The following is a 22,190-nucleotide window of genomic DNA, read 5'->3' on the forward strand; positions in this document are numbered from 1 at the left end:
GCCGGCCGCCGCGCTCAGCGCGCGGCGGCCAGCCGGACCAGGTGGTCGATCGTGTCCTTCTCGGCGCCGTCGGGTAGATCGTCGACGGGGAACCAGCGCAGATCCTGGGACTCGTCGCTGATCACGATCGGCACCGTGGCCGCGGGTCCGGGCGCCCGCACCAGGAACCGCAGATCCAGATGCCGGGTCGGGACGCCGAGCGAACACGTGATCGGGTGCGTGTGCGCGGACAGCAGCCGCGGATCGATCCGCAGCCCCTCGATACCCGACTCCTCCCGCGCCTCCCGCAGGGCCGACGCGACGACGGTGTCGTCGCCCTCCTCGCAGTGCCCGCCCAGCTGGATCCACCGCCCTACCCGCGGATGCAGCGTCAGCAGCACGTGGTCGCCGCCCTCGTCGAGGACCAGCGACGACGCCGTGATGTGCCCGGGCGCATGCGAGCGCAGGCAGCCGTCGGGTGCCGAGTCGAGGAACGCGAGCATCGTGTGCCGCAGCGACTCCGCGTCCTCGGAGTCGCTGTCCCAGTTCGTCAGGGCCTCACGCGCCGACGCGTGCAGTGATCGTGCCGTCATCTACAGCTCCAGCAGCGCGTCGCCCGGAACCCGTGGTTCACGGGGCGTCAGCGGTTCCGTGGGATGTCCGACGGCGATCGCGCCGAGCGGCTGCCAGTCCGCCGGCAGCGCCAGCTCGGCCCGGACCGTGTCGGCGGCGAAGATCGTCGACCCGATCCAGCAGCTCCCGATGCCGCGCGTGGCGAGCGAGACCAGCAGTCCCTGGACCGCGGCGCCGACCGCGACCGTGAACATCGTCGACTCGGCACGCGTGCGGCGCTCGTCCGGGTAGTCGTGCGCGCCGTCGGGCACGCAGAACGGGATCACGACCTCGGGCGCGCGGAAGAGAATGTCGCCGCGGGCAACTCGTCGCTCGATCCGCTCCTCGCTCATCCCGTCCGCCGCGAGGTCCGCGCGCCAACGGTCGCGCATGGCCTCGAGCAGGCGCTGGCGGACGTCGGGGGTGCGCAGCCACACGAACCGCACCGGGCGGGTGTGGTGCGGCGCCGGCGCGGTGAGTGCTTCGGCGATCGAGTCGCGCAGCGCGTCCGGGTCGACCGGTTCGTCGGCGAACTCGCGCACCGAGCGACGCAGCAGCAGCGCTTCGCGCCGGCCCACCTCGAACGACTCCGCGGTGCCGAGCCAGAACAGGTCCTCGGGACCACGACGGATCAGCTTGTCGGCACTCGACCCGTCGTCCTCGAGGTCGAACCCGCGGACCACGGCCACGGGCACCCCGCCGAGCTTGCCCTTGACGAGGTCGCCGGCGGCCGCGATCTCGTCCGCGACGGCGACCTCGGTCACGAACAGCTCGTTGCCCTGGCTGTCCACGGCGCCCGCATACGCGTGCAGGACCGGGATGCCCGCCGCGCCGATCGCCGCGTCGATCTGACCGATTCGCCACGCCCGGCCCATGGTGTCCGTCACGACGACCGCGACATCGATGCCGAGCCGAGACTTGATGTCCCCGCGCAACTTCCGCGCACTGCCGTCCGGATCCTCCGGCAGCAGAGCCAATTCGGAGCCGTCGACGTTCGATCCGTCGATCCCCGAGGCGGCCTGCACGATGCCGAGCTTGTTCTCGGTGATGAGGGTCCGTCCCTTGCGGGCCACCACCCGGACCGCCTCCTGGTCGACCAGGAGGCGGCGGGCGGCGTCGCGCTCGTCGGGATCGGTCGGGGACTGCACGATCCGCCCCTCCACTTTCGAGAACACCTTGCTGGTGACGACCAGCACGTCGCCGTCGGTGAGCCACGGCGCGGCGTTGACGATCGCGGCGGCGAGGTCGTCACCCGGCCGGAACTCGGGCAGGCCCGGAACGGGCAGGATCTCGATGGACCGTCCGGCACCGTGGTCGCGCACGCTCACAAGCTCACTCCGGCGACATCGAATGCGGCGCGGACCATCTCGGCGGTGGCCTCGGGATCGGTCATCAGCAGCGGCACGCTGCGGACCTCGACGCCCGGGACGTCGGCCTCGTCGGTCGAGTGGACGAGCCAGCCGTCGAGGATGCCGGTGCCGGACCGTGCACCGTAGTGGCGGCCGATCGCCTCCGCGGACGTCTCGACGCCGATCACCTCGAGGCATTCGTCGGCCATGCCGCGCAACGGCTTTCCGCCGATGATGGGGGACAGGCCCACGATCTTCGCCTTGGTGGTCCGCAGTGCGCCGCGGATACCGGGGACCGCGAGGATCGCTCCGATGCTGACGACCGGATTCGACGGTGCCAGTAGGACGATGTCGGCGGACTCGATCGCCTCGAGCACTCCCGGCGCCGGCTTCGCCTGCTCCGCACCGATGTACGCGAAGCTGTGCGTCGGGATCTGTGCCCGGTAGCGGACCCACCACTCCTGGAAGTGGATCGCCTTCTGCTGTTCCCCCGAGGAATCGGTGTCGCTGTCGGGGTCGGTGACGACGACGTGGGTCTCGCTGCGGTCGTCGGTCACCGGAAGCAGTGCGACACCGGGCTTCCAGCGATTGCACAGCGCCTCGGTGACGGCCGAGAGTGGGTATCCCGCGCGCAGCATCTGGCTGCGGATCAGGTGCGTCGCGATGTCGCGGTCGCCGAGTCCGAACCAGTCGGGCTGGGCGCCGTACGCCGCGAGTTCCTCTTTGGCATTCCAGGTTTCGCCGATGTGACCCCAACCGCGCTCCGGGTCGATCCCCCCACCCAGGGTGTACATGCAGGTGTCGAGGTCCGGGCAGATGCGCAGGCCGTGCATCCACACGTCGTCGCCGACGTTGACGACGGCGGTGATCCGATGGTCGGTCTCCGCGGGGGAATTCGGGTCCCCGGGGATGCCGTCTCCGGTCGTGCCGCCTAGCAGACTTCGAACTCCCTGGAGGAAACGGGCCCCTCCGACGCCGCCAACCAATACAGTCACATTCACAACTCGAAGCCTATGCGGTGGTGTCGCATGCCACTCGGCGCAGTCTCTTCGGCCGAGTTGTACCACGCTGCTCGGGGGGTGTGGGATGGTAGACGACTTTCCGTTTCAGCTTGACCCGACACGCCAGGGCATGTCTAATCACATGTATGTCATTCCAGGTTCGAGGGGCGAGTTCACTTGGAGCGACCCTCGGCTCGATCGATCGTTCGAGTGAGAGCCAGGACGGTTGTCGGGGTGGGAGCGGCAGAACGCGATTCGAGAAGAATTCACATTTTCTGCGCTAAATACATGTGAGGAGGCGGAGCGATGATGCCCTACCAGCACTACGAGTTCGAAACTCCTCTGAGCGTGGTCGGCGACGTACCGACCGATTCTGATGCGGGTGCAACGGGAGGCGCCGGCTACGAAGACTACGAGCTCGGGGTCACGGTTCCCCAGCTGAGTCTGATTCCAGGTTTCGACGCGATGTTCGAGGCCGACGAGGAGCAATGGCAGGACCGCGCGCTGTGCGCGCAGACCGACCCCGAGGCCTTCTTCCCGGAGAAGGGCGGGTCCACTCGCGAGGCCAAGCGCATCTGCATGGGCTGCGAGGTCCGAGGAGAATGCCTCGAGTACGCACTCTCGAACGACGAGCGATTCGGCATCTGGGGTGGGCTCTCCGAGCGTGAGCGCCGGCGCCTCAAGCGCGGAATCATCTGACGGACGCCAGGCGTCCGCAGGTACTAGTCGTCGGCCCCGGGTAGATCGGGGTCGATCACCTCGGGGTCGACCCCGAGATATGTCGACACCTGTTCGACGAGCACGTCGTGGACGAGGTCCTCGAGATCGTGAGGGTCCTTGGCGCGCAACTCGATTGGGCGACGGAACAACACGATGCGCGCCCGTGTCGCGGTCCCGTGGCGATCGATGCCGGCCGGGATCAGTCGCGACAGCGGGACCGGTCCGTCGGCGACCACTTCCGGCGGCCAGTTCACCGAGTCCGGGTCGATGGCCCGGATCCGGGGAACGTCGTCGACCGCGATGTCGAGTTTCGTCAGGCGGTCGTGCCAGCGCGCGTCGATCGGTTCGAACGCGCCCAGAACCAGGTGATCGAACTTCTCTGCGCGTGTCCGTGCCGCCGGCAGGTCCGGCGGGAAGAGCGGGCCGCGGATGCCCCGGCCTCGCCGCGCGACCGATCGTGATGTCAGCGGGCGGGGACGACGAGATCTGGCCATGTAGGGGACATTACAGCGGCTGTCCAACACCGCCGCCGTGTCACCGGTCCCGTCGGCTCGGGCGCATTCTCATCCACCGTTCGGACGCCGTGTATCGGTGTGTCCGAGTAGGTCAACTCGAAAGTTGGGGCTAGTCTCCTTGCTTGTGAGATCACTGCGTCGATGCTGCCGACCTGGGTGCAAGAACCCTGCTGTCGCCACCTTGACGTACGTCTATTCGGATTCCACCGCCGTCGTCGGCCCCCTGGCCACAGTCGCGGAGCCGCATTCGTGGGACCTGTGCGAGACCCACGCCTCGCGGATCACCGCTCCCAAGGGCTGGGAACTCGTGCGCTACGAGGGCGGATTCTCGTCGAGCACGCCCGACGAGGACGATCTCACCGCGCTCGCCGAGGCCGTCCGCGAGGCGGGACTGGGCGAGCGCCCCCGCACCGATTCCGCTTCCTCCGAGTCACGGCCCGGTGCGGTATCGCCGTCGGCTCCGCCCACCGCGCGCACCGGTCGTCGCGGTCACCTCCGGGTCCTGCCCGATCCCGCGAACTGAGCGGTTCGTACTTCCCCGTGCCCTGACCGGGTGCGCCTCGTCGGCGTTCCCGCCCTGCTCGAGCGCGGTTCACAGAACCCGACAATTCGCTCAGGAAGCGCAGTCGGGGCACTCCCCACTAGGCTCGGTGGAGCGACTCGGTCGGGCAACCGGCCGAGTCGACCAATCGGTGGGACGAACAACGTCTGTCGCATCAACGAACAGCAGGAGAAACCAGCAGTGGCTCGATCCGTCGAATCCGTGAATGCCGTGATCAAGGCTTACGACGTGCGTGGTGTCGTGGGCGAACAGATCGATGCCGACTTCGTCCGCGACGTGGGCGCGTCGTTCGCCCGGCTGGTGCGGGACGAGCAGACCGGTGGCGAGCGTGTGACGCGGATCGCGATCGGCCACGACATGCGCGACTCGTCACCCGAGCTGTCGCGTGCCTTCGCGGAGGGCGTGACCGCGCAGGGCCTCGACGTCGTCCACATCGGCCTGGCCTCCACCGACCAGCTGTACTTCGCGTCGGGAGTGCTCGACTGCCCGGGTGCGATGTTCACTGCGAGCCACAACCCCGCCAAGTACAACGGCATCAAGCTCTGCCGGGCCGGCGCCAAGCCCGTCGGTCAGGACACCGGCCTCGCCGTGATCGCCCGCGAGGTGGCCGAAGGCGTCCCCGCGTACGACGGCCCGGCCGGGACCGTCGGCGAGGACGACGTGCTCGAGCAGTACGCGAGCTTCGTGCGCGGGCTGGTGAACCTGGCCGAACTGCGGCCGCTGAAGGTCGCCGTCGACGCCGGCAACGGCATGGGCGGACACACCGTGCCGGCCGTGTTCGGCCCGATGCCGGTGACCGTCCTGCCGCTGTACTTCGAGCTCGACGGCAGCTTCCCGAACCACGAGGCGAACCCGCTGGATCCGGCCAACCTGGTGGACCTGCAGAACTACGTGCGCGAGACCGGCGCCGACATCGGCCTGGCCTTCGACGGTGACGCCGACCGCTGCTTCGTCGTCGACGAGAAGGGCAACCCGGTGTCGCCGTCGGCGGTGACCGCGCTCGTCGCGGACCGTGAGCTGGCGAAGGAGCCGGGCGGCACGATCATCCACAACCTGATCACGTCCCGTTTCGTCCCCGAACTGGTCGAGAAGCTCGGCGGCACCGCGGTGCGCACCCGTGTCGGCCACTCGTTCATCAAGCAGCAGATGGCCGAGACCGGCGCGGTGTTCGGCGGCGAGCACTCCGCGCACTACTACTTCCGGGACTTCTGGGGTGCCGACTCGGGCATGCTCGCGGCGCTGCACGTGCTCGCGGCGCTCGGCGAGCAGGACCGCCCGCTGTCGGCGCTGATGGAATCGTACGAGGGCTACGCGGCGTCCGGCGAGATCAACTCGACCGTCGCCGATGCTGCCGAGCGCACGGCCGCGGTGGTCGATCTCTTCGCGGATCGGGCGGTGTCCGTCGACCGCCTCGACGGCGTCACCGTCGATCTGGCGGACGGCGCGTGGTTCAACCTGCGCGCGTCCAACACCGAGCCCCTGCTGCGGCTGAACGTCGAGGCGCGCACGCCGGCGGACGTCGACGCGCTCGTCGTCGAGATCCTCGCAGCTGTCCGCGCCTAGTCGGTGAATTGCTGGGATACTCGAGTCACCTGAACTCGTCGGGGGGACAGGGAGTGGGAGAAAGGGAGGTGTGTCCGTCATGACAGCTCCGTCGTCTCTGCTCGATCTCGATGACGTCGATGCACTGCTGGCCGCGGACGTCGACGGCTCGCTCCGATTCGCGGCGCTCGGTGGCGCGCAGATTCGCGCCACCCAGGCAGCTGTGGAGGAGGACGGCTTCGCGCGCCTGCAGGGTCTGCAACCGCGCAGCGTGGTGCTCGTCACCGGTGAAGGCCCGGCCTCCCGCGCCGCCGAACTGGTCACTGCTGCGGTCGGTAGCCGGATCGGCATTCCCTTGGTCGAAAGCGGGGACACCCCGCTGTGGGTCGGGCCTCTGGACGTCGTGGTGGTGGCCGGCGACGACGCCGGTGACCCGCGGCTGGTCGAGTCCGTCGACCGTGCGCTGCGGCGCGGCGCGGAGGTAGTGGTCGCCGCCCCCGACGAGGGCCCGTTGCGGGCCGCGGGCGCGGGTCGCGCAACGGTACTCCCGCCACGCGTGGCGGTTCCCCACCATCACGGTCTGCTGCGGTACCTCGCGGCCTTCCTCGCGGTCCTGACCGCGATCGACGCCGAGCGTGCGGCGAAGGTGTGCCCCGACCTGGGGCGTCTCGCGGATGCTCTGGACGACGAGGCGTTGCGCGACCACCCCCGCAACGAGGTCTTCCACAACCCCGCAAAGTCGCTTGCGGCGCGGATGCAGGGCCGACGCGTCGTCCTCGCCGGTGACACTCGAGTGACCACGCACCTGGCACGGCACGGCAGCGAGATCCTGCTGCGGTGCGGCGCCGCCGTCACCGCCGCCGCGGACCTGCCGGGGGTTCTCTCCGGTGTGCAGCGCTTCGGCTCGTCGGCCACCGCGATGCCGCCCGGGTACGACCCGCTCTTCCACGACGAGCAGCTCGACGGCCCGGTGCCCGGCATGCCGCTGCGCGTGTTCGTCTTGTCCGCGGAGGCGGACCGGCCTGTCGTCGATCGCAGGGTCGCGGTGCTGCCCGACGCCGACGTCGTCGTCGCGGCATCGGAGCAGGCGGAACCGTCGAGTCCGCCTGGTCCGCCCGGATCTGCGGGCCCGTCGCCGGCGGTTCCGGCCGCCACGCGCACGGAGATCGAGCAGATTGCAGTTCTCGTCGGCCGCCTCGAGATGAGCGCGGCATACCTACGTTTGATCGGTGGTAACTAGTGCGCCAACTCGAAGGTGCGCTCCGGTCCTATGCATGGGGGTCTCGGACCGCGCTCGCGGAGCTGTGCGGACGTCCGAGCCCCAGCGCGCATCCGGAGGCGGAACTGTGGCTGGGAGCCCATCCGGGAGATCCCGCGCGGGTGATCGAGAACGGCGGAGACCGCTCCCTGCGTGACGTCGTCGACGCTGCCCCGGCCCGGGAGCTCGGCGAGCGTTGCGTCGCCGAGTTCGGTGAGCATCTGCCGTTCCTGTTGAAGGTGCTCGCGGCCGAGGAGCCGTTGTCGCTCCAGGCGCACCCCAGCGCCGAGCAGGCGCGTGAGGGCTTCGCTCGCGAGGAGGCGTCGGGGATCCCGGTCGACTCGGCGGAACGGAACTATCGCGACGCGAGCCACAAGCCGGAACTCGTCGTGGCACTCACCCGATTCGAGGCGCTCGCCGGATTCCGGGATCCGCACCGGACGGTGCGGCTGCTCGACGCCCTCGACGTCCCGGAACTGGAACCGTACGTCGGTCTACTTGCGGGACAACCTGATTCGGGCGGTCTGCGCGCGCTGTTCACCACGTGGATCACGTTGCCGGCGCAGGCTCTCGCGACGCTGCTGCCGGCCGTGCTCGACGGCTGCGTGGCCTACCTGTCGAACGCCGAGAGCGGTGGGATCGAGTTCGTACAGGAGGCCAGGACGGCGCTCGAACTCAGCGAGGGCTACCCCGGTGACGCCGGCGTCCTGGCGTCGTTGCTGCTCAACCGGGTGACTCTCGATCCGGGGCAGGGTCTGTTCCTCGATGCCGGAAACCTCCACGCGTACCTCCACGGCACGGCCGTGGAGATCATGGCGAACTCGGACAACGTCCTGCGCGGCGGGCTCACCCCGAAGCACGTCGACGTCCCGGAGTTGTTGCGCGTCCTGGACTTCGACACCGTCGACGTCCCGGTGCTGACGCCCGTGGCGACCGATCGCGACGGCGAGGTGGCGTACGAGACCCCGGCGCCGGAGTTCCGGTTGTCCCGCATCGATCTCGACGCCTCCGGGGGCGGTGCGGGCGCGGCGACGGCCTTCGTGCCGGACGGCCCGCAGATCGTGCTGTGCACGTCGGGCGCGGCGAAACTGGGGTGTGGATCGCAGTCGCTGATGCTCGAGCGTGGCGCATCGGCCTGGATCTCCGCCTCGGACAACGAGGTTCACATCCAGGCGTGCGCCGAGGGCACGCAGCTGTTCCGGGCCGGTGTGGGGATCGTCGAGGCGTGACGGCGCGGTTCGCCCGTCTCCGGGGTGATCCCGTAGCGTGTGAGCCGCTCGAAATCGACGAGAGGAGTGGCCGGTGTCGGCAAACGGGGGCAAGAAGGCGATCTTCGCGGCGCTGACCGCGAACGCGGGAATCGCGGTGGCCAAATTCACCGGCTTCCTGATCACCGGGTCGTCGTCGATGCTCGCGGAATCCGTTCACTCGGTGGCCGACACGTCCAACCAGGGACTGCTGCTCTTCGGGCAGAACCGCGCCGAGAAGCAGGCCGACAAGCTCCACCAGTTCGGTTACGGACGCAACCGCTACTTCTACTCCTTCGTCGTGGCCCTGGTGCTGTTCACCCTGGGCTCGCTGTTCGCGATCTACGAGGGCGTGCACAAGATCCAGCACCCCGAGGGCCTGTCGTCACCGATCGTGGCCGTCGTCATCCTGCTGGTCGCGATCGCGCTCGAGTCGTACAGCTTCGTCACCGCCATGGGTGAATCGCGTCCGCTCAAGGGCAACGCGAGCTGGTGGAGCTTCATCCGCACCTCCCGTACGCCCGAACTGCCCGTCGTCCTGCTCGAGGACACCGGTGCACTGATCGGTCTCGTGCTCGCGCTCGGTGGTGTCGGACTCACGATGCTCACCGGGGACCCTGTGTGGGACGGCATCGGAACGCTGTGCATCGGTGTGCTGCTGGGCATCATCGCGATCGTCCTGATCATCGAGATGAAGAGCCTGCTGATCGGTGAAGGGGCCACCCAGGACGAGGAGAACCGGATCCTGAGCGCGCTCGTCGACGGTGTTCGGATCGATCGAGTGATCCACTGCCGCACCCAGTACCTCGGTCCCGAGGAGATCCTGGTGGCGGCCAAGGTGGGCATCGCGCCGGGTTCCGGGATCGAGGACGTCGCGACGGCGATCGACGAAGCCGAGGTCCGTATCCGGGCCGCCGTACCGGCCGCTCGGCTGATCTACATCGAACCCGATCTGTACCGCGCCACGGTGGACTAGTCGTTTCGGAAACCGTGCTGACGCCGTTCTCCCGGCATAGGCTGTCGACCATCCCCACCTCCCGAGGAGGCAGTGATGGCGACACCGGATCGGAAGGCTGTTCCGGGGCGTGCCCGGAATCCGCGCTCAGGGCTGTTCCGTGCCAAGTCGGTCGAACAATCGATTCTCGAAACGGACGAGCCCGAGACCAAGCTCCGCAAGGACCTCACCGCGTGGGACCTGACGGTGTTCGGTGTCGCGGTCGTGATCGGTGCCGGCATCTTCACGCTCACCGCGCGAACCGCCGGCAACGTCGCCGGGCCTTCGGTGTCGCTCGCGTTCGTGTTCGCGGCGATCGCGTGTGCGCTCGCCGCGCTGTGCTATGCGGAGTTCGCGTCCACGGTTCCGGTCGCGGGAAGCGCGTACACATTCTCGTACGCCACGTTCGGCGAGTTCGTCGCGTGGATCATCGGCTGGGACCTCATCCTCGAGTTCGCGCTGGCAGCATCGGTGGTCGCGAAGGGCTGGTCGCTGTATCTCGGTGAGGTACTGGGCAGTTCGAGCCCGGTGTTCCACATCGGATCGCACCAGGTCGACTGGGGCGCCGTCCTGATCATCGCGATCATCACGGTGCTCCTCGCCACCGGCACCAAGCTCTCGTCGCGGGTCTCGGCGGTCATCACCGCGATCAAGGTTGCCGTCGTCCTGTTCGTCGTGGTGCTCGGCGCGTTCTACATCAAGCGCGAGAACTACTCGCCGTACATTCCGCCGTCCGAGCCCGGTTCGACCGGGCAGGGCATCCACCAGTCGCTGTTCTCGTACATCACCGGTGCCGGTGGGAGCACCTTCGGCTGGTACGGCCTGCTCGCCGCGGCCAGCCTGGTGTTCTTCGCGTTCATCGGTTTCGACGTCGTCGCCACCACAGCCGAGGAGACGAAGGATCCGCAGAAGGCCTTGCCCCGCGGCATTCTCGGCTCCCTCGCGATCGTGACCGTGCTGTACGTTGCGGTCTCGCTCGTGCTCACCGGCATGGTGAACTACACCGACCTGGCCGGCGACAACTCGACGCTCGCGACGGCGTTCGCGATCAACGGGATGGACTGGGCGAAGAACCTCATCTCGTTCGGTGCGCTCGCCGGTCTCACCACCGTCGTCATGGTGCTGATGCTGGGGCAGACCCGGGTGCTCTTCGCGATGTCGCGCGACGGACTGATGCCGAGGTCGCTGGCGCCGACCGGCAAGCACGGCACGCCGGTCCGGATCACGATCCTGGTGGGCGTGGTCGTCGGCGTCCTCGCCGCGGTCTTTCCCATCGGCACCCTCGAAGAGATGGTCAACATCGGCACCCTGTTCGCGTTCGTGCTGGTGTCGATCGGCGTGGTCGTCCTGCGGCGGACTCGACCTGACCTCCCGCGCGGATTCCGGGTTCCGCTGGTGCCGCTGGTGCCGATCCTCTCGGTACTCGCCTGTGTGTGGCTGATGCTCAATCTCTCGGTCGAAACGTGGCTGCGCTTCGTGGTGTGGATGGCGATCGGCATCGTCGTCTACTTCTCCTACAGCCGCAGCCATTCGATGCTCGGCATCCGAGCCCGGGCCGCGGCCCCCGACAAGACATGACTTTACAAATCGATCTGTTTGTCTAGACGGAATACAACCACCCGCGTATCGTCCATTCCATGGTGACGCTGCTCATAGTCGAGCGGTCGTGTGGAAGGGGATGAACGATGACGCGTGAAGTGGGGGAACCGATTGCCCCGGCGCCGGCGTGGCGGGACAAGAAGCGTTATCTCTGGTTGCTGGGCCTCGTCCCTCCGACCGCCGTGTTCGTGGCGATGGCGCTCGTCTGGGCCACCAATGCGGTGGGACTCGGCGTAGTTGCGTCGGTGTGGTGGTGGATCGGGCCGATCCTGGTCTATGTGCTGATCCCGACGATCGACGTGGTGCTCGGAACGGATGGTCAGAATCCGCCGGACGAGGTGATGGAGCAGCTCGAGAACGACCGCTTCTACCGATGGTGCACGTGGGCGTACCTGCCGTTCCAGCTCCTGACCCTGGTGGCGGCCTGCTACCTGTGGACGGCGGACGATCTGAGCTGGCTCGGGATCGACGGTGGCCTGTCGGTCGTCTCGAAGATCGGTCTGGCGTTCAGTGTCGGATGTGTCGCCGGTATCGGCATCAACACCGCCCACGAGTTGGGGCACAAGAAGGAGAGCCTCGAGCGCTGGATGTCGAAGATCGCTCTGGCCCAATCGTTCTACGGGCACTTCTACATCGAGCACAATCGCGGTCATCACGTGCGCGTCGCGACGCCCGAGGATCCTGCGAGTTCACGCTTCGGGGAGAGCTTCTGGACCTTCCTGCCACGCAGCGTGTGGGGGAGTCTGCGCTCGGCGTGGCGTCTCGAGAAGGCTCGTCTCGAGCGACTGGGCAAGAGTCCGTGGACGATTCACAACGACGTCGTGAACGCCTGGCTGATGTCGGTGGCGCTGTTCGTGGTCCTGATCGCTGTCTTCGGCTGGCAGGTCGTCCCGTACCTGGTGTTGCAGGCAGTGTTCGGTTTTGCGCTCCTCGAGGCGGTGAACTACCTCGAACACTACGGGCTGCTGCGGCAGCACACTGCGAGTGGACGCGTCGAGCGGTGCACCCCGGCCCACAGCTGGAACAGCGACCATCTCACCACCAACATCTTCCTGTACCACCTGCAGCGGCACAGCGATCACCATGCGAATCCGACACGCCGCTATCAGACGTTGCGCAGCATGGACACCGCCCCGCAGCTGCCCGCCGGCTACGCCGCCATGATCGTGCTCGCCTACGTGCCACCGCTGTGGCGGTCGGTCATGGACAAGCGCGTCCTCGCGCACTACGACGGCGACATCACGAAGGTGAATCTGCAACCAGGCAAGCGCGAGAAGATCCTCGCGTCCTACGGAGCGGACGGAGGTGCGGCATGAGCGCATATCGGTGTCCGGTGTGCGAGTACGTATTCGACGAGTCGGTCGGCGCGCCCCGCGAAGGCTTCCCGGCCGGCACGGCGTGGGAATCGGTGCCGGACGACTGGTGCTGCCCCGACTGCGGGGTCCGGGAGAAGATCGATTTCGAACCCGTGTGACGGGGAACAGGAACGGTGATCATGAAGGACTACAAGCTCTATCAGTGCGCGCAGTGCGGATTCGAGTACGACGAGGAACTCGGCTGGCCCGACGAGGGCATCGCGCCCGGAACCCGGTGGGAGGACATCCCCGACGGCTGGCGGTGCCCCGACTGCGGTGCCGCCAAGGAGGACTTCTTCATGGTCGAGGTCGAGCGGAGCTGACGGAAGTCTCTAGGCTCGACGCCATGAGCGAGTCAGGTTCCCGGATGCCGTACCCCGAGGCGTCCCGGCTGCTGCTGCGGGAGTCGATCCTCGGTGCCGTCCGCGATCTCCTGCTCGAGCGGGACTGGTCGGCCGTGACGATGTCGGACGTCGCGTCGGCGGTCGGGGTGAGTCGACAGACCCTCTACAACGAGTTCGGGAACCGGCAGGGGCTCGCCGAGGGGTATGCGCTGCGCCTGGTCGACCAGTTCGTCGACGCCGTCGCGACGGCCGTCTACGCCCACGTCGGCGACGCCCGCGCGGCCCTCGTCGACGGCTTCACGGTGTTCTTCCAGGCCAGCGGGGCCGATCCGCTGGTGGCGTCGCTCCGCAGCGGCGCCGCCAAGCCGGATCTGTTGCGGATCGTCACGACCGACAGCGCCCCACTCGTCGAGCGTGCGTCCGAGCGGTTGGCGGAAACGTTCCGGCGGAGCTGGGTCCAGGCCTCCGACGCCGACTCGATGATCCTGGCCCGTGGTGTCGTGCGGGTCGCGCTCAGTTACATCTCGATGCCACCGACATCGGATCGTGACGATGCGCAGGAGTTGGCGGCCCTGCTGTCGCCGTTCGTGGACGTCGTTACGCGCGTGTGAGATCTGTGTGAGGTACTGCCCGTCTCCGGGGCACACTGCCACCCGATAGCCTGGGAGTCATTCCAGACGGCTGACAGGAGAGGCAGTATGACGACCTCAGTTTCATCGGGCCCGGTAGCGGAGCACCGTGGCGGCATCGACTTCAAGGTGGCGGATCTGTCGCTCGCCGAGTTCGGGCGCAAGGAGATCCGTCTCGCCGAGCACGAGATGCCCGGCCTGATGGAGCTGCGCCGTGAGTACGCGGATGTGCTGCCGCTCCAGGGTGCGCGTATCTCGGGCTCGCTCCACATGACGATCCAGACGGCGGTCCTGATCGAGACCCTCGTCGCGCTCGGTGCCGAGGTTCGATGGGCGTCGTGCAACATCTTCTCGACGCAGGATCACGCTGCCGCGGCCATCGTCGTCGGTCCGCACGGCACCCCGGAGGAGCCCAAGGGCGTCCCCGTCTTCGCGTGGAAGGGCGAGACCCTCGAGGAGTACTGGTGGGCCGCCGAGCAGATGCTGACGTGGCCCGGTGAGCCCGCCAACATGATCCTCGACGACGGCGGCGACGCCACGATGCTGGTGCTGCGCGGCGCGCAGTACGAGAAGGCCGGCGTCGTCCCGCCCACCGACGACGAGCACGACTCGGACGAGTACAAGGTGTTCCTGGCGCTGCTGCGCAAGTCGCTCGAGGCCGACGGCGGCAAGTGGACCGCGATCGCCGAGTCCGTCAAGGGCGTCACCGAGGAGACCACCACCGGCGTGCTGCGGCTGTACCAGTTCGCGGCCGCGGGCGAGTTGGTGTTCCCGGCGATCAACGTCAACGACTCGGTCACCAAGAGCAAGTTCGACAACAAGTACGGCACCCGCCACTCGCTGCTCGACGGCATCAACCGCGGCACCGACGTGCTGATCGGCGGCAAGGCCGCGCTGGTGTGCGGCTACGGCGACGTCGGCAAGGGCTGCGCCGAGGCGCTCCGCGGCCAGGGCGCGCGTGTCACCGTCACCGAGATCGACCCGATCAACGCGCTGCAGGCGATGATGGACGGCTTCGACGTCAAGACGGTCGAGGAGTTCATCGGTCAGGCCGACATCGTCGTGACCGCGACCGGCAACAAGGACATCATCTCCTTCGAGCACATGAAGCAGATGAAGCACCAGGCGATCCTGGGCAACATCGGCCACTTCGACAACGAGATCGACATGGCGACGCTCGAGCGTTCGCCCGAGGTCACGCGGATCAACATCAAGCCGCAGGTCGACGAGTTCCGTTTCGCCGACGGACACTCGATCATCGTGCTGTCCGAGGGACGTCTGCTGAACCTGGGCAACGCGACCGGACACCCGTCGTTCGTGATGTCGAACTCGTTCGCGAACCAGACGATCGCGCAGATCGAGCTCTGGACGAAGCCCGACGAGTACGACAACGAGGTCTACCGCCTGCCCAAGCACCTCGACGAGAAGGTCGCGAAGATCCACGTCGAGGCTCTCGGTGGCTCGATCACCAAGCTGACCAAGGATCAGGCCGAGTACATCGGCGTCGACGTCGAGGGCCCGTACAAGCCCGAGCACTACCGGTACTGATCCGTACCGAACGTCGTCAGTCGCGGCCGGGGACGAGCAATGCCGTCCCCGGCCGCGGCCGTCCGTGCGACGCACACGCGGCAGTGACCGCCCGGAGGGCACTGTGACCGCCCTCCCACGACGTGGTCCCGCGGTCACCTCGTGGACACCGATAGGCTCGGCGATCGTGGGAACTCTGATCGCCCTGGAAGGGCTCGACGGCGCCGGGAAGCGCACTCTCGTCGGCAAGGTCGTCGACCGGCTCGAGCAGCGGGGCCTGCGGGTCGCGACGCTCGACTTCCCGCGTTACGGCGCGTCTATCCACGCGGATCTCGCGTCGGAGGCGCTCAAGGGCGCCCACGGCGACCTCGCCGAGTCGGTCCACGCGATGGCCGTCATGTTCGCGCTCGACCGGGCCGGCGCGGCCGAACAGCTCCACGGCCTCGTCGCCGCGCACGACCTGGTGATCCTGGACCGCTACGTCGCCTCCAACGCGGCCTACGGCGCCGCCCGGCTGCACCAGCACGGCGACGGTGAGTTCGCGGCATGGATCGAGGACCTCGAGTTCGGCCGACTGGGCCTGCCCCGTCCGGACCTGCAGATGTACCTGGACGTGCCCGTCGCGCTCGCGGAGGAGCGGGCCCGGCGACGCGAGGCCGAGGACAGTGCCCGTGCACTCGACGCGTACGAGAGGGACAGCGGGCTGCAGGCCCGCACCGGTGCCGTCTATCGCGAGCTGGCCGCCGCGGACTGGAACTCGCCGTGGTGGACGATCGCGCCGGACGCCGATCCGGGCATTCTGGCCGATAAACTGGCACTCTTGCAGCAGCGGGACGGCACGCCGCAGCAACATTGAGCGGCACGCCGTAGGAGTACACGCTCCTTTCCACATTTCGCAGCCTCGAAGATGTAACGATAGGGATATGAAGCCAAGGATTCTGGTTGTCGACGATGACACGGCGCTCGCGGAGATGCTCACCATCGTGCTCCGCGGTGAGGGATTCGAGCCTTACGTGGTGGGCGACGGCAGCCAGGCGTTGACGGCCGTTCGTGAGACCCGGCCCGATCTGGTCCTGCTGGACCTCATGCTTCCGGGCATGAACGGCATCGACGTGTGCCGCGTGCTGCGAGCCGAATCGGGTGTCCCGATCGTCATGCTCACCGCGAAGACGGACACCGTCGACGTGGTCCTCGGTCTCGAGTCCGGTGCCGACGACTACATCATGAAGCCGTTCAAGCCGAAGGAGTTGGTGGCGCGGGTGCGGGCGCGACTGCGCCGCACCGAGGAGGAGCCCGCCGAGGTCCTCAGCATCGGCGACATCATGATCGACGTGCCGGCGCACAAGGTGACGCGGGACAACGCGCTCATCTCGCTCACGCCGCTCGAATTCGATCTGTTGGTCGCGCTCGCACGCAAGCCGCGTCAGGTGTTCACCCGTGAGGTTCTTCTCGAGCAGGTGTGGGGATACCGGCACGCCGCAGACACCCGCCTGGTGAACGTGCACGTGCAGCGACTGCGCGCGAAGGTCGAGAAGGATCCTGAGAACCCCGAGGTAGTGCTGACGGTCAGGGGCGTCGGCTACAAGGCCGGACCGCCGTGATCGGTGCCGGCCGGAAGCGGCGGCGCGTCAACAGACTCTTTGCGCCGCTGATCCGCTGGTGTCGAGCGTGGGGCAACTGGCTTGCTCACGCTTGGCGTCGGTCTCTCCAGCTCCGGGTCGTCGTGTCGACCCTGTCGCTGTCCTTGATCGTGATTTCGATTCTGGGCGTGGTGCTCACGAGCCAGATCACCGATCGGCTGCTCGAGGCGAAGATCACCGCTGCCACCGAGGAGATGGACCGTGCCCGCAGCACGGTCGAAGCGCAGCTCGCCGGCGCCGACGACAGCGGATCTCTCAAGGTGCGGTTGGACGCCGCGCGTCTGGCGTTGACCAATCGGGAGTCCGATGGTGGTCAGACGTCCGGTTCCGCCGGTACGTTCGATCCGGTGCTCATCGTGCCTGGTGACGGGCCGCGTGAACCCACCGCCAGTGGGCCGTCGGATCAGATCCCGGCGAGCCTGCGGGACTTCGTGCGCGCGAACCAGATCAGCTACCAGTTCGCGACGGTCGCCGACCCCAACGGGTATTCCGGTCCGGCACTGATCATCGGCAGCCCCACCTCCTCCGACATTTCCACGCTCGAGCTCTACCTGGTGTTCCCGCTGGCCAGCGAGGACCGCAGCCTCTCGCTCGTGCGCGGCACGATGCTGATCGGCGGCGCGGTGCTGGCGGTGCTGCTCGCCGCGATCTCGATGCTCGTCGCCCGCCAGGTTGTGCTGCCGATCCGGTCGGCGTCGCGGATCGCGGTCCGGTTCGCCGACGGCCGCCTCAAGGAACGCATGCCGGTGCGCGGCGAGGACGACATGGCGCGCCTGGCGATGTCGTTCAACGAGATGGCCGAGAGCCTGTCGAAGCAGATCACGCAGCTCGAGGAGTTCGGCAACCTGCAGAAGCGGTTCACCTCCGACGTCAGCCACGAACTCCGGACGCCGTTGACGACGGTCCGGATGGCCGCCGACCTCATCCACGACAGCAGCGACGACCTCGACCCCGTGCTCAAGCGCTCGTCCGAGCTGCTGGTCGCGGAGCTGGACCGGTTCGAGAGCCTGCTGGGCGACCTGCTCGAGATCTCCCGGCACGACGCCGGTGTCGCGGAACTGGCGGCCGAGCAGCTGGACCTGCGGATGTGTGCGCGGGCGGCGGTCTCGACGGTCCGCCACCTGGCCAAGGAGACGTCGACCGAGCTCATCGTCGATCTGCCCGAGGAACCGGTGATCGCCGAGGTCGATCCGCGCCGCGTCGAGCGCATCCTGCGAAACCTGCTCGCGAACGCGATCGACCACGGCGAGGGCAAGCCCGTGCTGTTGCGGCTGCGGGCGGACGACGACGCGGCGGCGTTCATCGTTCGCGACCAGGGAGTGGGTCTGCGTCCGGGGGAGGAGAAGCTGGTGTTCAACCGGTTCTGGCGGTCGGACCCCTCCCGGGTGCGCCGCTCGGGCGGGACCGGACTGGGCCTGGCGATCAGCGTCGAGGACGCGAACCTGCACAACGGAAACCTCGAGGCGTGGGGCGAGCCCGGCCAGGGCGCGTGCTTCAGGTTGACGCTGCCTCGCGTGCGCGGACGCAAGGTCACCCGCAGTCCGCTTCCCCTCAAACCGGGCGGCGGCAAGCTGGTGCAGGGTCGGCCGCTGCCGGGAACGCGGGCGGAGGTCGCCATGCGGGCCGAGCCCGGCGCCGGCGAACCGTCCGCTCCGCAGGCCGCCGAACCGTCCGTGCCGGAGCCCGAGCCGGTCGAGGCGTCGCCGGCGGCGGAGCAACCGGCCGCGCAGCCCGATCCCGACGACGCCCCGACCGTGCCGAGGGTGCGGGAGCGGGAGTCGTGAGCCGGGTGCGCGTCGGGGCGACGGCGGTCCTGTCCTCGCTCGCGCTCCTCGCGGCGGGCTGCGCGAACCTGCCGGACTCGTCCGCGCCACAGGCGATCGGCACGATCGAGCGGGCGCCGGCGAGCACCAACGTGGAGGCCCCGGCGCCGGGCCGTGAGCCGGACCTGCTGCTGCGGGACTTCGTCAAGGCGAGCACCGACCCGGCGAACCGGCACCTCGCCGCCCGCCAGTACCTCACCAAGGACACGTCGGCCCGGTGGGACGACGCCGCCAGCGCGACGATCGTCGACAAGATCGACCTCATCACCGAGTCGCGTAACGCCAACAGCGCGGTGTACACCATCCGGGCCAACAGAGTGGGACAGCTCGAGCCGGGCGGGCTGTACCAGGCCCAGGAGGGGCAGTACGAGGCCAAGTTCAGCTGGGTGAAGGTCGACGGCGAGTGGCGCATCGACGACCTGCCGAGCGGCGTGATCATGGACCGCCCGCAGTTCCTCAACGCGTATCAGCGCAAGTCGCTGTACTTCCTCGATCCGTCGGCGCAGACGACGGTCCCGGATCCCCGGTGGATCTCCGCGAGCCAGGATCAGATGGTGACCCAGCTGATCGGGCTTCTCATCGACGGACCGAAGCCGTCGCTGTCGGGCGCGGTGCGCAACGAACTCGGTTCCGGCGTCTCGGTGCTCGGCCAGATCACGAAGGCCGACGGCCGCGCGTCGCAGGTCGGCGTCGGCCTCGGGGGAGTGCGAGTGGACTTCCAGGGGCTCGGCCGGATGAACACGCAGTCACGGGAACTCCTTGCTGCGCAAGTGATCTGGACGTTGGCGAATTCCGATATCTCGGGTCCCTACGTGCTGCTGGCGGACGGCCAGCCGCTCGACGAGCGCTACCCGAACGGCTGGTCGATCGCCGATGTGAGCTCGCTCAATCCGCTGGCGACGTCGAGTGTGTCGGTGGGGATGCACGCCCTGCGTGGCGGCGGTCTGGTCAGCGTCGGCGATGCCACCGCGACCCCCGTGCCGGGCTATTTCGGCGCGTCGGACAATCTGCGCTCGCTCGCGCTCTCGCAGGACGGCATGCTCGCGGCGGCAGTGGCCGAAACCCGGCGGCCCGCACCGGAGCCGCAGACGGCGCTGGTCGTGGGGACGTACGACGGCAACGTCGCCACCGCCCTCGAAGCGCAGACGATCACCCGGCCCACGTGGGCCCTCGACGGGTCCACGGCGTGGGCGGTGGTCAACGACTCCTCGGTGGTGCGGGTGGTCCGGGAGACCGCCACCGGAAAGCTCACCACGATGCCGGTCGAGACCGGTGCCATCGCCGCGCTGGGTGGTCCGGTCACCGAGCTGCGACTGTCCCGGGACGGCGTCCGCGCCGCGATGATCGTGGACGGCAAGGTCTACGTCGCGACGGTGTCGCAGCTGCCGGACGGCGCGTACTCGCTGACCAGTCCGCGGGCGATCGCGCACGGACTGAGCGGACCCGCGGTGTCGCTCGACTGGAGCACGGCCGACACGGTCGTCGTCGTGCGCGAAGGTTCCGAGGTCCCGGTCGTGCAGTTGGCGGTGGACGGGTCGCGGATGGATCCGCTGCCCAGCCGGAACCTCACGTCGCCGGTCAGGGCGGTCGATGCGACGTTGACCACCGAGTACGTCGCCGATGCGCGCACGGTTTTCCAGCTCAACAACAACGACCCGGTCGGCGATCGGTACTGGCGTGAGGTGCCCGGCCTGAGCGGCTCGCCGGCGATCCCGATCCTGCCGGGCTGACTCTTCCGAACCTGTCGGCGGCGGCGGGCACACTGGCCGCCGTGCGCACGCTCCTCGACCTCGTCCTGCCCGCCGAGTGCGGAGGCTGTGGTGTTCCCGGTTCCGCGTGGTGTCCGCGGTGTCGCCGCGCGCTGGCCGACGTCCCCGTCGCCGTGTGTCCCCGGGTGGACCCCGGCGTTCCGGTGTGGGCGCTCGGACCGTACTCCGGACCGCGTCGGGGTGCGGTCATCGCGGGGAAGGAACGGGGTCGTCGGGATCTCGCCACCCCGATCGGGCTCGCCCTGGCCGGTGCGGTCGTGACCCTGCGCCGGTGGGGGGAGTTGGCGCCGCCGGGGACCACGCCGCTGTGCCTGGTGCCGGCCCCGACCCGTGCCCGCGCCGCCCGCAGCCGCGGCGGCGACCCGGTGCTGCGTTCGGCGCGGGTCGCGGCCCGCACGCTGGGCGACGACTGCCGGGCGCGTCCGGTGCTGTCGATGCGTCGGGGAGTGCGCGACTCCGTCGGACTGTCCGCGGCGCAGCGCCAGGAGAATCTGGCGGGACGAATCCGGGTGTCGGCCCCGGCGGGTCGTGATGCCTTCGCGGTGGCGCGACCGGGCGCCGAGGTGGTCCTCGTCGACGACGTCGTCACGACCGGTGCCACGGCCGCGGAATCCGTCCGGGTGCTCGGGGCGGTGGGCGTGCGGGTGACGGCGGTGCTCGTCGTCGCTGCCGCCTGAGCGGCGGGCCGGCCCCGTGTCCTGGGGATTCGGGCGATCCGGACGGATGTCTCGGACGACACACCCGTGAATTCCGGCTGAACGGTGGCACACGGGCCGGTTACGTACTAGCGTCGCGTTCACACCCGAAGTCACAGGTGGGAGGTGATATTTCACGTTCTGATACCGGGTGGTTCCCCGCCCGGTCGAGATCGAACTCGCCGGTCTCACAAGGTGAGCCGGCCGTTAATCGGGAGGTACGAGTGACGACCCCTGCAAAGGCCTCGGTTTTCGTTGATGAAGACACCGCAGAGGCTCAAGTTCCATCGGACGCCAACAACGCCGAAATCGTCGTCAAAGGACGGAACGTCGAGGTTCCGGATCACTTCCGGGTCTACGTTTCAGAGAAGCTCGCACGACTCGAGCGCTTCGATCCCAGCATCTACCACTTCGATGTGGAACTCCAACACGAACGCAACCGCCGACAGGCCAAGAGTTGCCAGCGCGTCGAGATCACGGCTCGCGGCAAGGGGCCGGTCGTCCGCGCCGAAGCGAGCGCGGACAGTTTCTACGCGGCATTCGAATCTGTGACTGCCAAGCTGGAAAGTCGATTGCGTCGGACGAAGGATCGTCGCAAGGTCCACTACGGCGAGAAGACCCCGGTCTCCGTCGCACAGGCCACCGCCACACTGGCGCGGGACGACACGTTGGCGATCGATCATGGACTCTCCCTGGACGGCGAGGCTCCGCCCGGTCCGGGACAGATCGTGCGTACGAAGGTGCACTCGGCCGAACCGATGACCGTCGACGACGCGCTTTACGAGATGGAACTGGTCGGACACGACTTCTACCTGTTCCACGACAAGGAGACCGATCGGCCTTCTGTCGTGTACCGACGCCATGCGTTCGACTACGGATTGATACGCCTGGCGTGACATTGCGGGCGGTCGGTCTACTCGCCCGACCGTGATTACGCATACCATGGGATCCGGCTGGGGTCGCCCGACCTCGGCCGGATCCCGTTTGTCACGTATCCGACACCGGATTCCGCCACTTGGATTGAGGACGA

22 protein-coding genes are annotated in these 22,190 nt (G+C 68.3%); 18 read left to right on the plus strand and 4 right to left on the minus strand.

What is annotated here, in order from left to right; genetic code table 11:
• Positions 1–14 precede the first annotated feature (14 nt).
• The 3 genes from ABI214_RS21470 to cofD are packed head-to-tail and all read right to left on the minus strand — an operon-like array spanning position 15 to position 2,941.
• Positions 15–572: an NUDIX hydrolase gene (locus ABI214_RS21470; protein WP_348604480.1), complete on the minus strand. Its 558-nt coding sequence runs from the start codon at positions 570–572 to the stop codon at positions 15–17.
• Positions 573–1,919 carry a coenzyme F420-0:L-glutamate ligase gene (locus ABI214_RS21475; protein WP_348604481.1) on the minus strand — a complete coding sequence of 449 codons (1,347 nt, stop codon included), beginning with the start codon at positions 1,917–1,919 and terminating at the stop codon, positions 573–575.
• Positions 1,916–2,941 carry a 2-phospho-L-lactate transferase gene (cofD, locus tag ABI214_RS21480; protein ID WP_348604482.1) on the minus strand — a complete coding sequence of 342 codons (1,026 nt, stop codon included), beginning with the start codon at positions 2,939–2,941 and terminating at the stop codon, positions 1,916–1,918. The genes ABI214_RS21475 and cofD overlap by 4 nt, the downstream gene beginning before the upstream one ends.
• A 465-nt stretch (positions 2,942–3,406) precedes the next feature.
• On the opposite strand from cofD, the gene ABI214_RS21485 reads away from it, so the two are divergent.
• A complete protein-coding gene (locus tag ABI214_RS21485; protein ID WP_206612279.1) occupies positions 3,407–3,640 on the plus strand; it encodes a WhiB family transcriptional regulator in 234 nt (77 codons plus the stop codon).
• 23 nt (positions 3,641–3,663) lie between these two features.
• Here ABI214_RS21485 and ABI214_RS21490 read toward each other — a convergent pair whose 3' ends face one another.
• The gene (locus tag ABI214_RS21490; RefSeq protein WP_348604483.1) at positions 3,664–4,155 is read right to left on the minus strand and encodes a metallopeptidase family protein; all 492 of its coding nucleotides are present in this window, start codon (positions 4,153–4,155) and stop codon (positions 3,664–3,666) included.
• Between the two features lie 145 nt (positions 4,156–4,300).
• Here ABI214_RS21490 and ABI214_RS21495 point away from each other — a divergent pair, with 145 nt between their 5' ends.
• The 17 genes from ABI214_RS21495 (at position 4,301) to hpf (ending at position 22,056) form a co-directional block, all read left to right on the plus strand.
• On the plus strand, positions 4,301–4,699 hold the full coding sequence (locus ABI214_RS21495) for a DUF3499 domain-containing protein (protein WP_280758815.1): 399 nt from the start codon (positions 4,301–4,303) through the stop codon (positions 4,697–4,699).
• Between the two features lie 219 nt (positions 4,700–4,918).
• Complete coding sequence (locus ABI214_RS21500) at positions 4,919–6,301, plus strand: phosphomannomutase/phosphoglucomutase (protein WP_348604484.1); 1,383 nt, start codon at positions 4,919–4,921, stop codon at positions 6,299–6,301.
• A gap of 79 nt (positions 6,302–6,380) precedes the next feature.
• Positions 6,381–7,520 carry a tobH protein gene (locus ABI214_RS21505; protein ID WP_348604485.1) on the plus strand — a complete coding sequence of 380 codons (1,140 nt, stop codon included), beginning with the start codon at positions 6,381–6,383 and terminating at the stop codon, positions 7,518–7,520.
• On the plus strand, positions 7,520–8,767 hold the full coding sequence (manA, locus tag ABI214_RS21510; RefSeq protein ID WP_348604486.1) for a mannose-6-phosphate isomerase, class I: 1,248 nt from the start codon (positions 7,520–7,522) through the stop codon (positions 8,765–8,767). Before ABI214_RS21505 ends, manA begins: the two co-directional genes overlap by 1 nt.
• A 73-nt stretch (positions 8,768–8,840) precedes the next feature.
• Positions 8,841–9,761, plus strand: coding sequence for a cation diffusion facilitator family transporter (locus ABI214_RS21515; RefSeq protein WP_348604487.1), 921 nt, complete (start codon positions 8,841–8,843; stop codon positions 9,759–9,761).
• A gap of 75 nt (positions 9,762–9,836) precedes the next feature.
• A complete protein-coding gene (locus ABI214_RS21520) occupies positions 9,837–11,357 on the plus strand; it encodes an amino acid permease (RefSeq protein ID WP_348604488.1) in 1,521 nt (506 codons plus the stop codon).
• Between the two features lie 107 nt (positions 11,358–11,464).
• A complete protein-coding gene (locus ABI214_RS21525; protein WP_348604489.1) occupies positions 11,465–12,694 on the plus strand; it encodes an alkane 1-monooxygenase in 1,230 nt (409 codons plus the stop codon).
• The gene (locus tag ABI214_RS21530; protein ID WP_280758822.1) at positions 12,691–12,852 is read left to right on the plus strand and encodes a rubredoxin; all 162 of its coding nucleotides are present in this window, start codon (positions 12,691–12,693) and stop codon (positions 12,850–12,852) included. The genes ABI214_RS21525 and ABI214_RS21530 overlap by 4 nt, the downstream gene beginning before the upstream one ends.
• Before the next feature lie 21 nt (positions 12,853–12,873).
• Positions 12,874–13,056 carry a rubredoxin gene (locus tag ABI214_RS21535; RefSeq protein ID WP_348604490.1) on the plus strand — a complete coding sequence of 61 codons (183 nt, stop codon included), beginning with the start codon at positions 12,874–12,876 and terminating at the stop codon, positions 13,054–13,056.
• A gap of 23 nt (positions 13,057–13,079) precedes the next feature.
• The gene (locus ABI214_RS21540) at positions 13,080–13,688 is read left to right on the plus strand and encodes a TetR family transcriptional regulator (RefSeq protein WP_348604491.1); all 609 of its coding nucleotides are present in this window, start codon (positions 13,080–13,082) and stop codon (positions 13,686–13,688) included.
• Between the two features lie 87 nt (positions 13,689–13,775).
• Positions 13,776–15,254: an adenosylhomocysteinase gene (gene ahcY / locus ABI214_RS21545; protein ID WP_348604492.1), complete on the plus strand. Its 1,479-nt coding sequence runs from the start codon at positions 13,776–13,778 to the stop codon at positions 15,252–15,254.
• Between the two features lie 166 nt (positions 15,255–15,420).
• Positions 15,421–16,089: a dTMP kinase gene (locus ABI214_RS21550; protein ID WP_348604493.1), complete on the plus strand. Its 669-nt coding sequence runs from the start codon at positions 15,421–15,423 to the stop codon at positions 16,087–16,089.
• Between the two features lie 67 nt (positions 16,090–16,156).
• The gene (gene mtrA / locus ABI214_RS21555; RefSeq protein ID WP_005518730.1) at positions 16,157–16,834 is read left to right on the plus strand and encodes an MtrAB system response regulator MtrA; all 678 of its coding nucleotides are present in this window, start codon (positions 16,157–16,159) and stop codon (positions 16,832–16,834) included.
• A complete protein-coding gene (gene mtrB / locus ABI214_RS21560) occupies positions 16,831–18,657 on the plus strand; it encodes an MtrAB system histidine kinase MtrB (RefSeq protein ID WP_348604494.1) in 1,827 nt (608 codons plus the stop codon). Before mtrA ends, mtrB begins: the two co-directional genes overlap by 4 nt.
• Positions 18,654–20,426 carry an MtrAB system accessory lipoprotein LpqB gene (lpqB, locus tag ABI214_RS21565; RefSeq protein WP_348604495.1) on the plus strand — a complete coding sequence of 591 codons (1,773 nt, stop codon included), beginning with the start codon at positions 18,654–18,656 and terminating at the stop codon, positions 20,424–20,426. The genes mtrB and lpqB overlap by 4 nt, the downstream gene beginning before the upstream one ends.
• A gap of 41 nt (positions 20,427–20,467) precedes the next feature.
• Positions 20,468–21,142: a ComF family protein gene (locus tag ABI214_RS21570; RefSeq protein WP_348604496.1), complete on the plus strand. Its 675-nt coding sequence runs from the start codon at positions 20,468–20,470 to the stop codon at positions 21,140–21,142.
• A gap of 242 nt (positions 21,143–21,384) precedes the next feature.
• Complete coding sequence (gene hpf / locus ABI214_RS21575; protein WP_348604497.1) at positions 21,385–22,056, plus strand: ribosome hibernation-promoting factor, HPF/YfiA family; 672 nt, start codon at positions 21,385–21,387, stop codon at positions 22,054–22,056.
• Positions 22,057–22,190: the final 134 nt, after the last annotated feature.

Origin of the sequence: Prescottella soli (genome assembly GCF_040024445.1) — a bacterium.
GTDB classification, from domain to species: Bacteria; Actinomycetota; Actinomycetes; order Mycobacteriales; family Mycobacteriaceae; genus Prescottella; species Prescottella soli.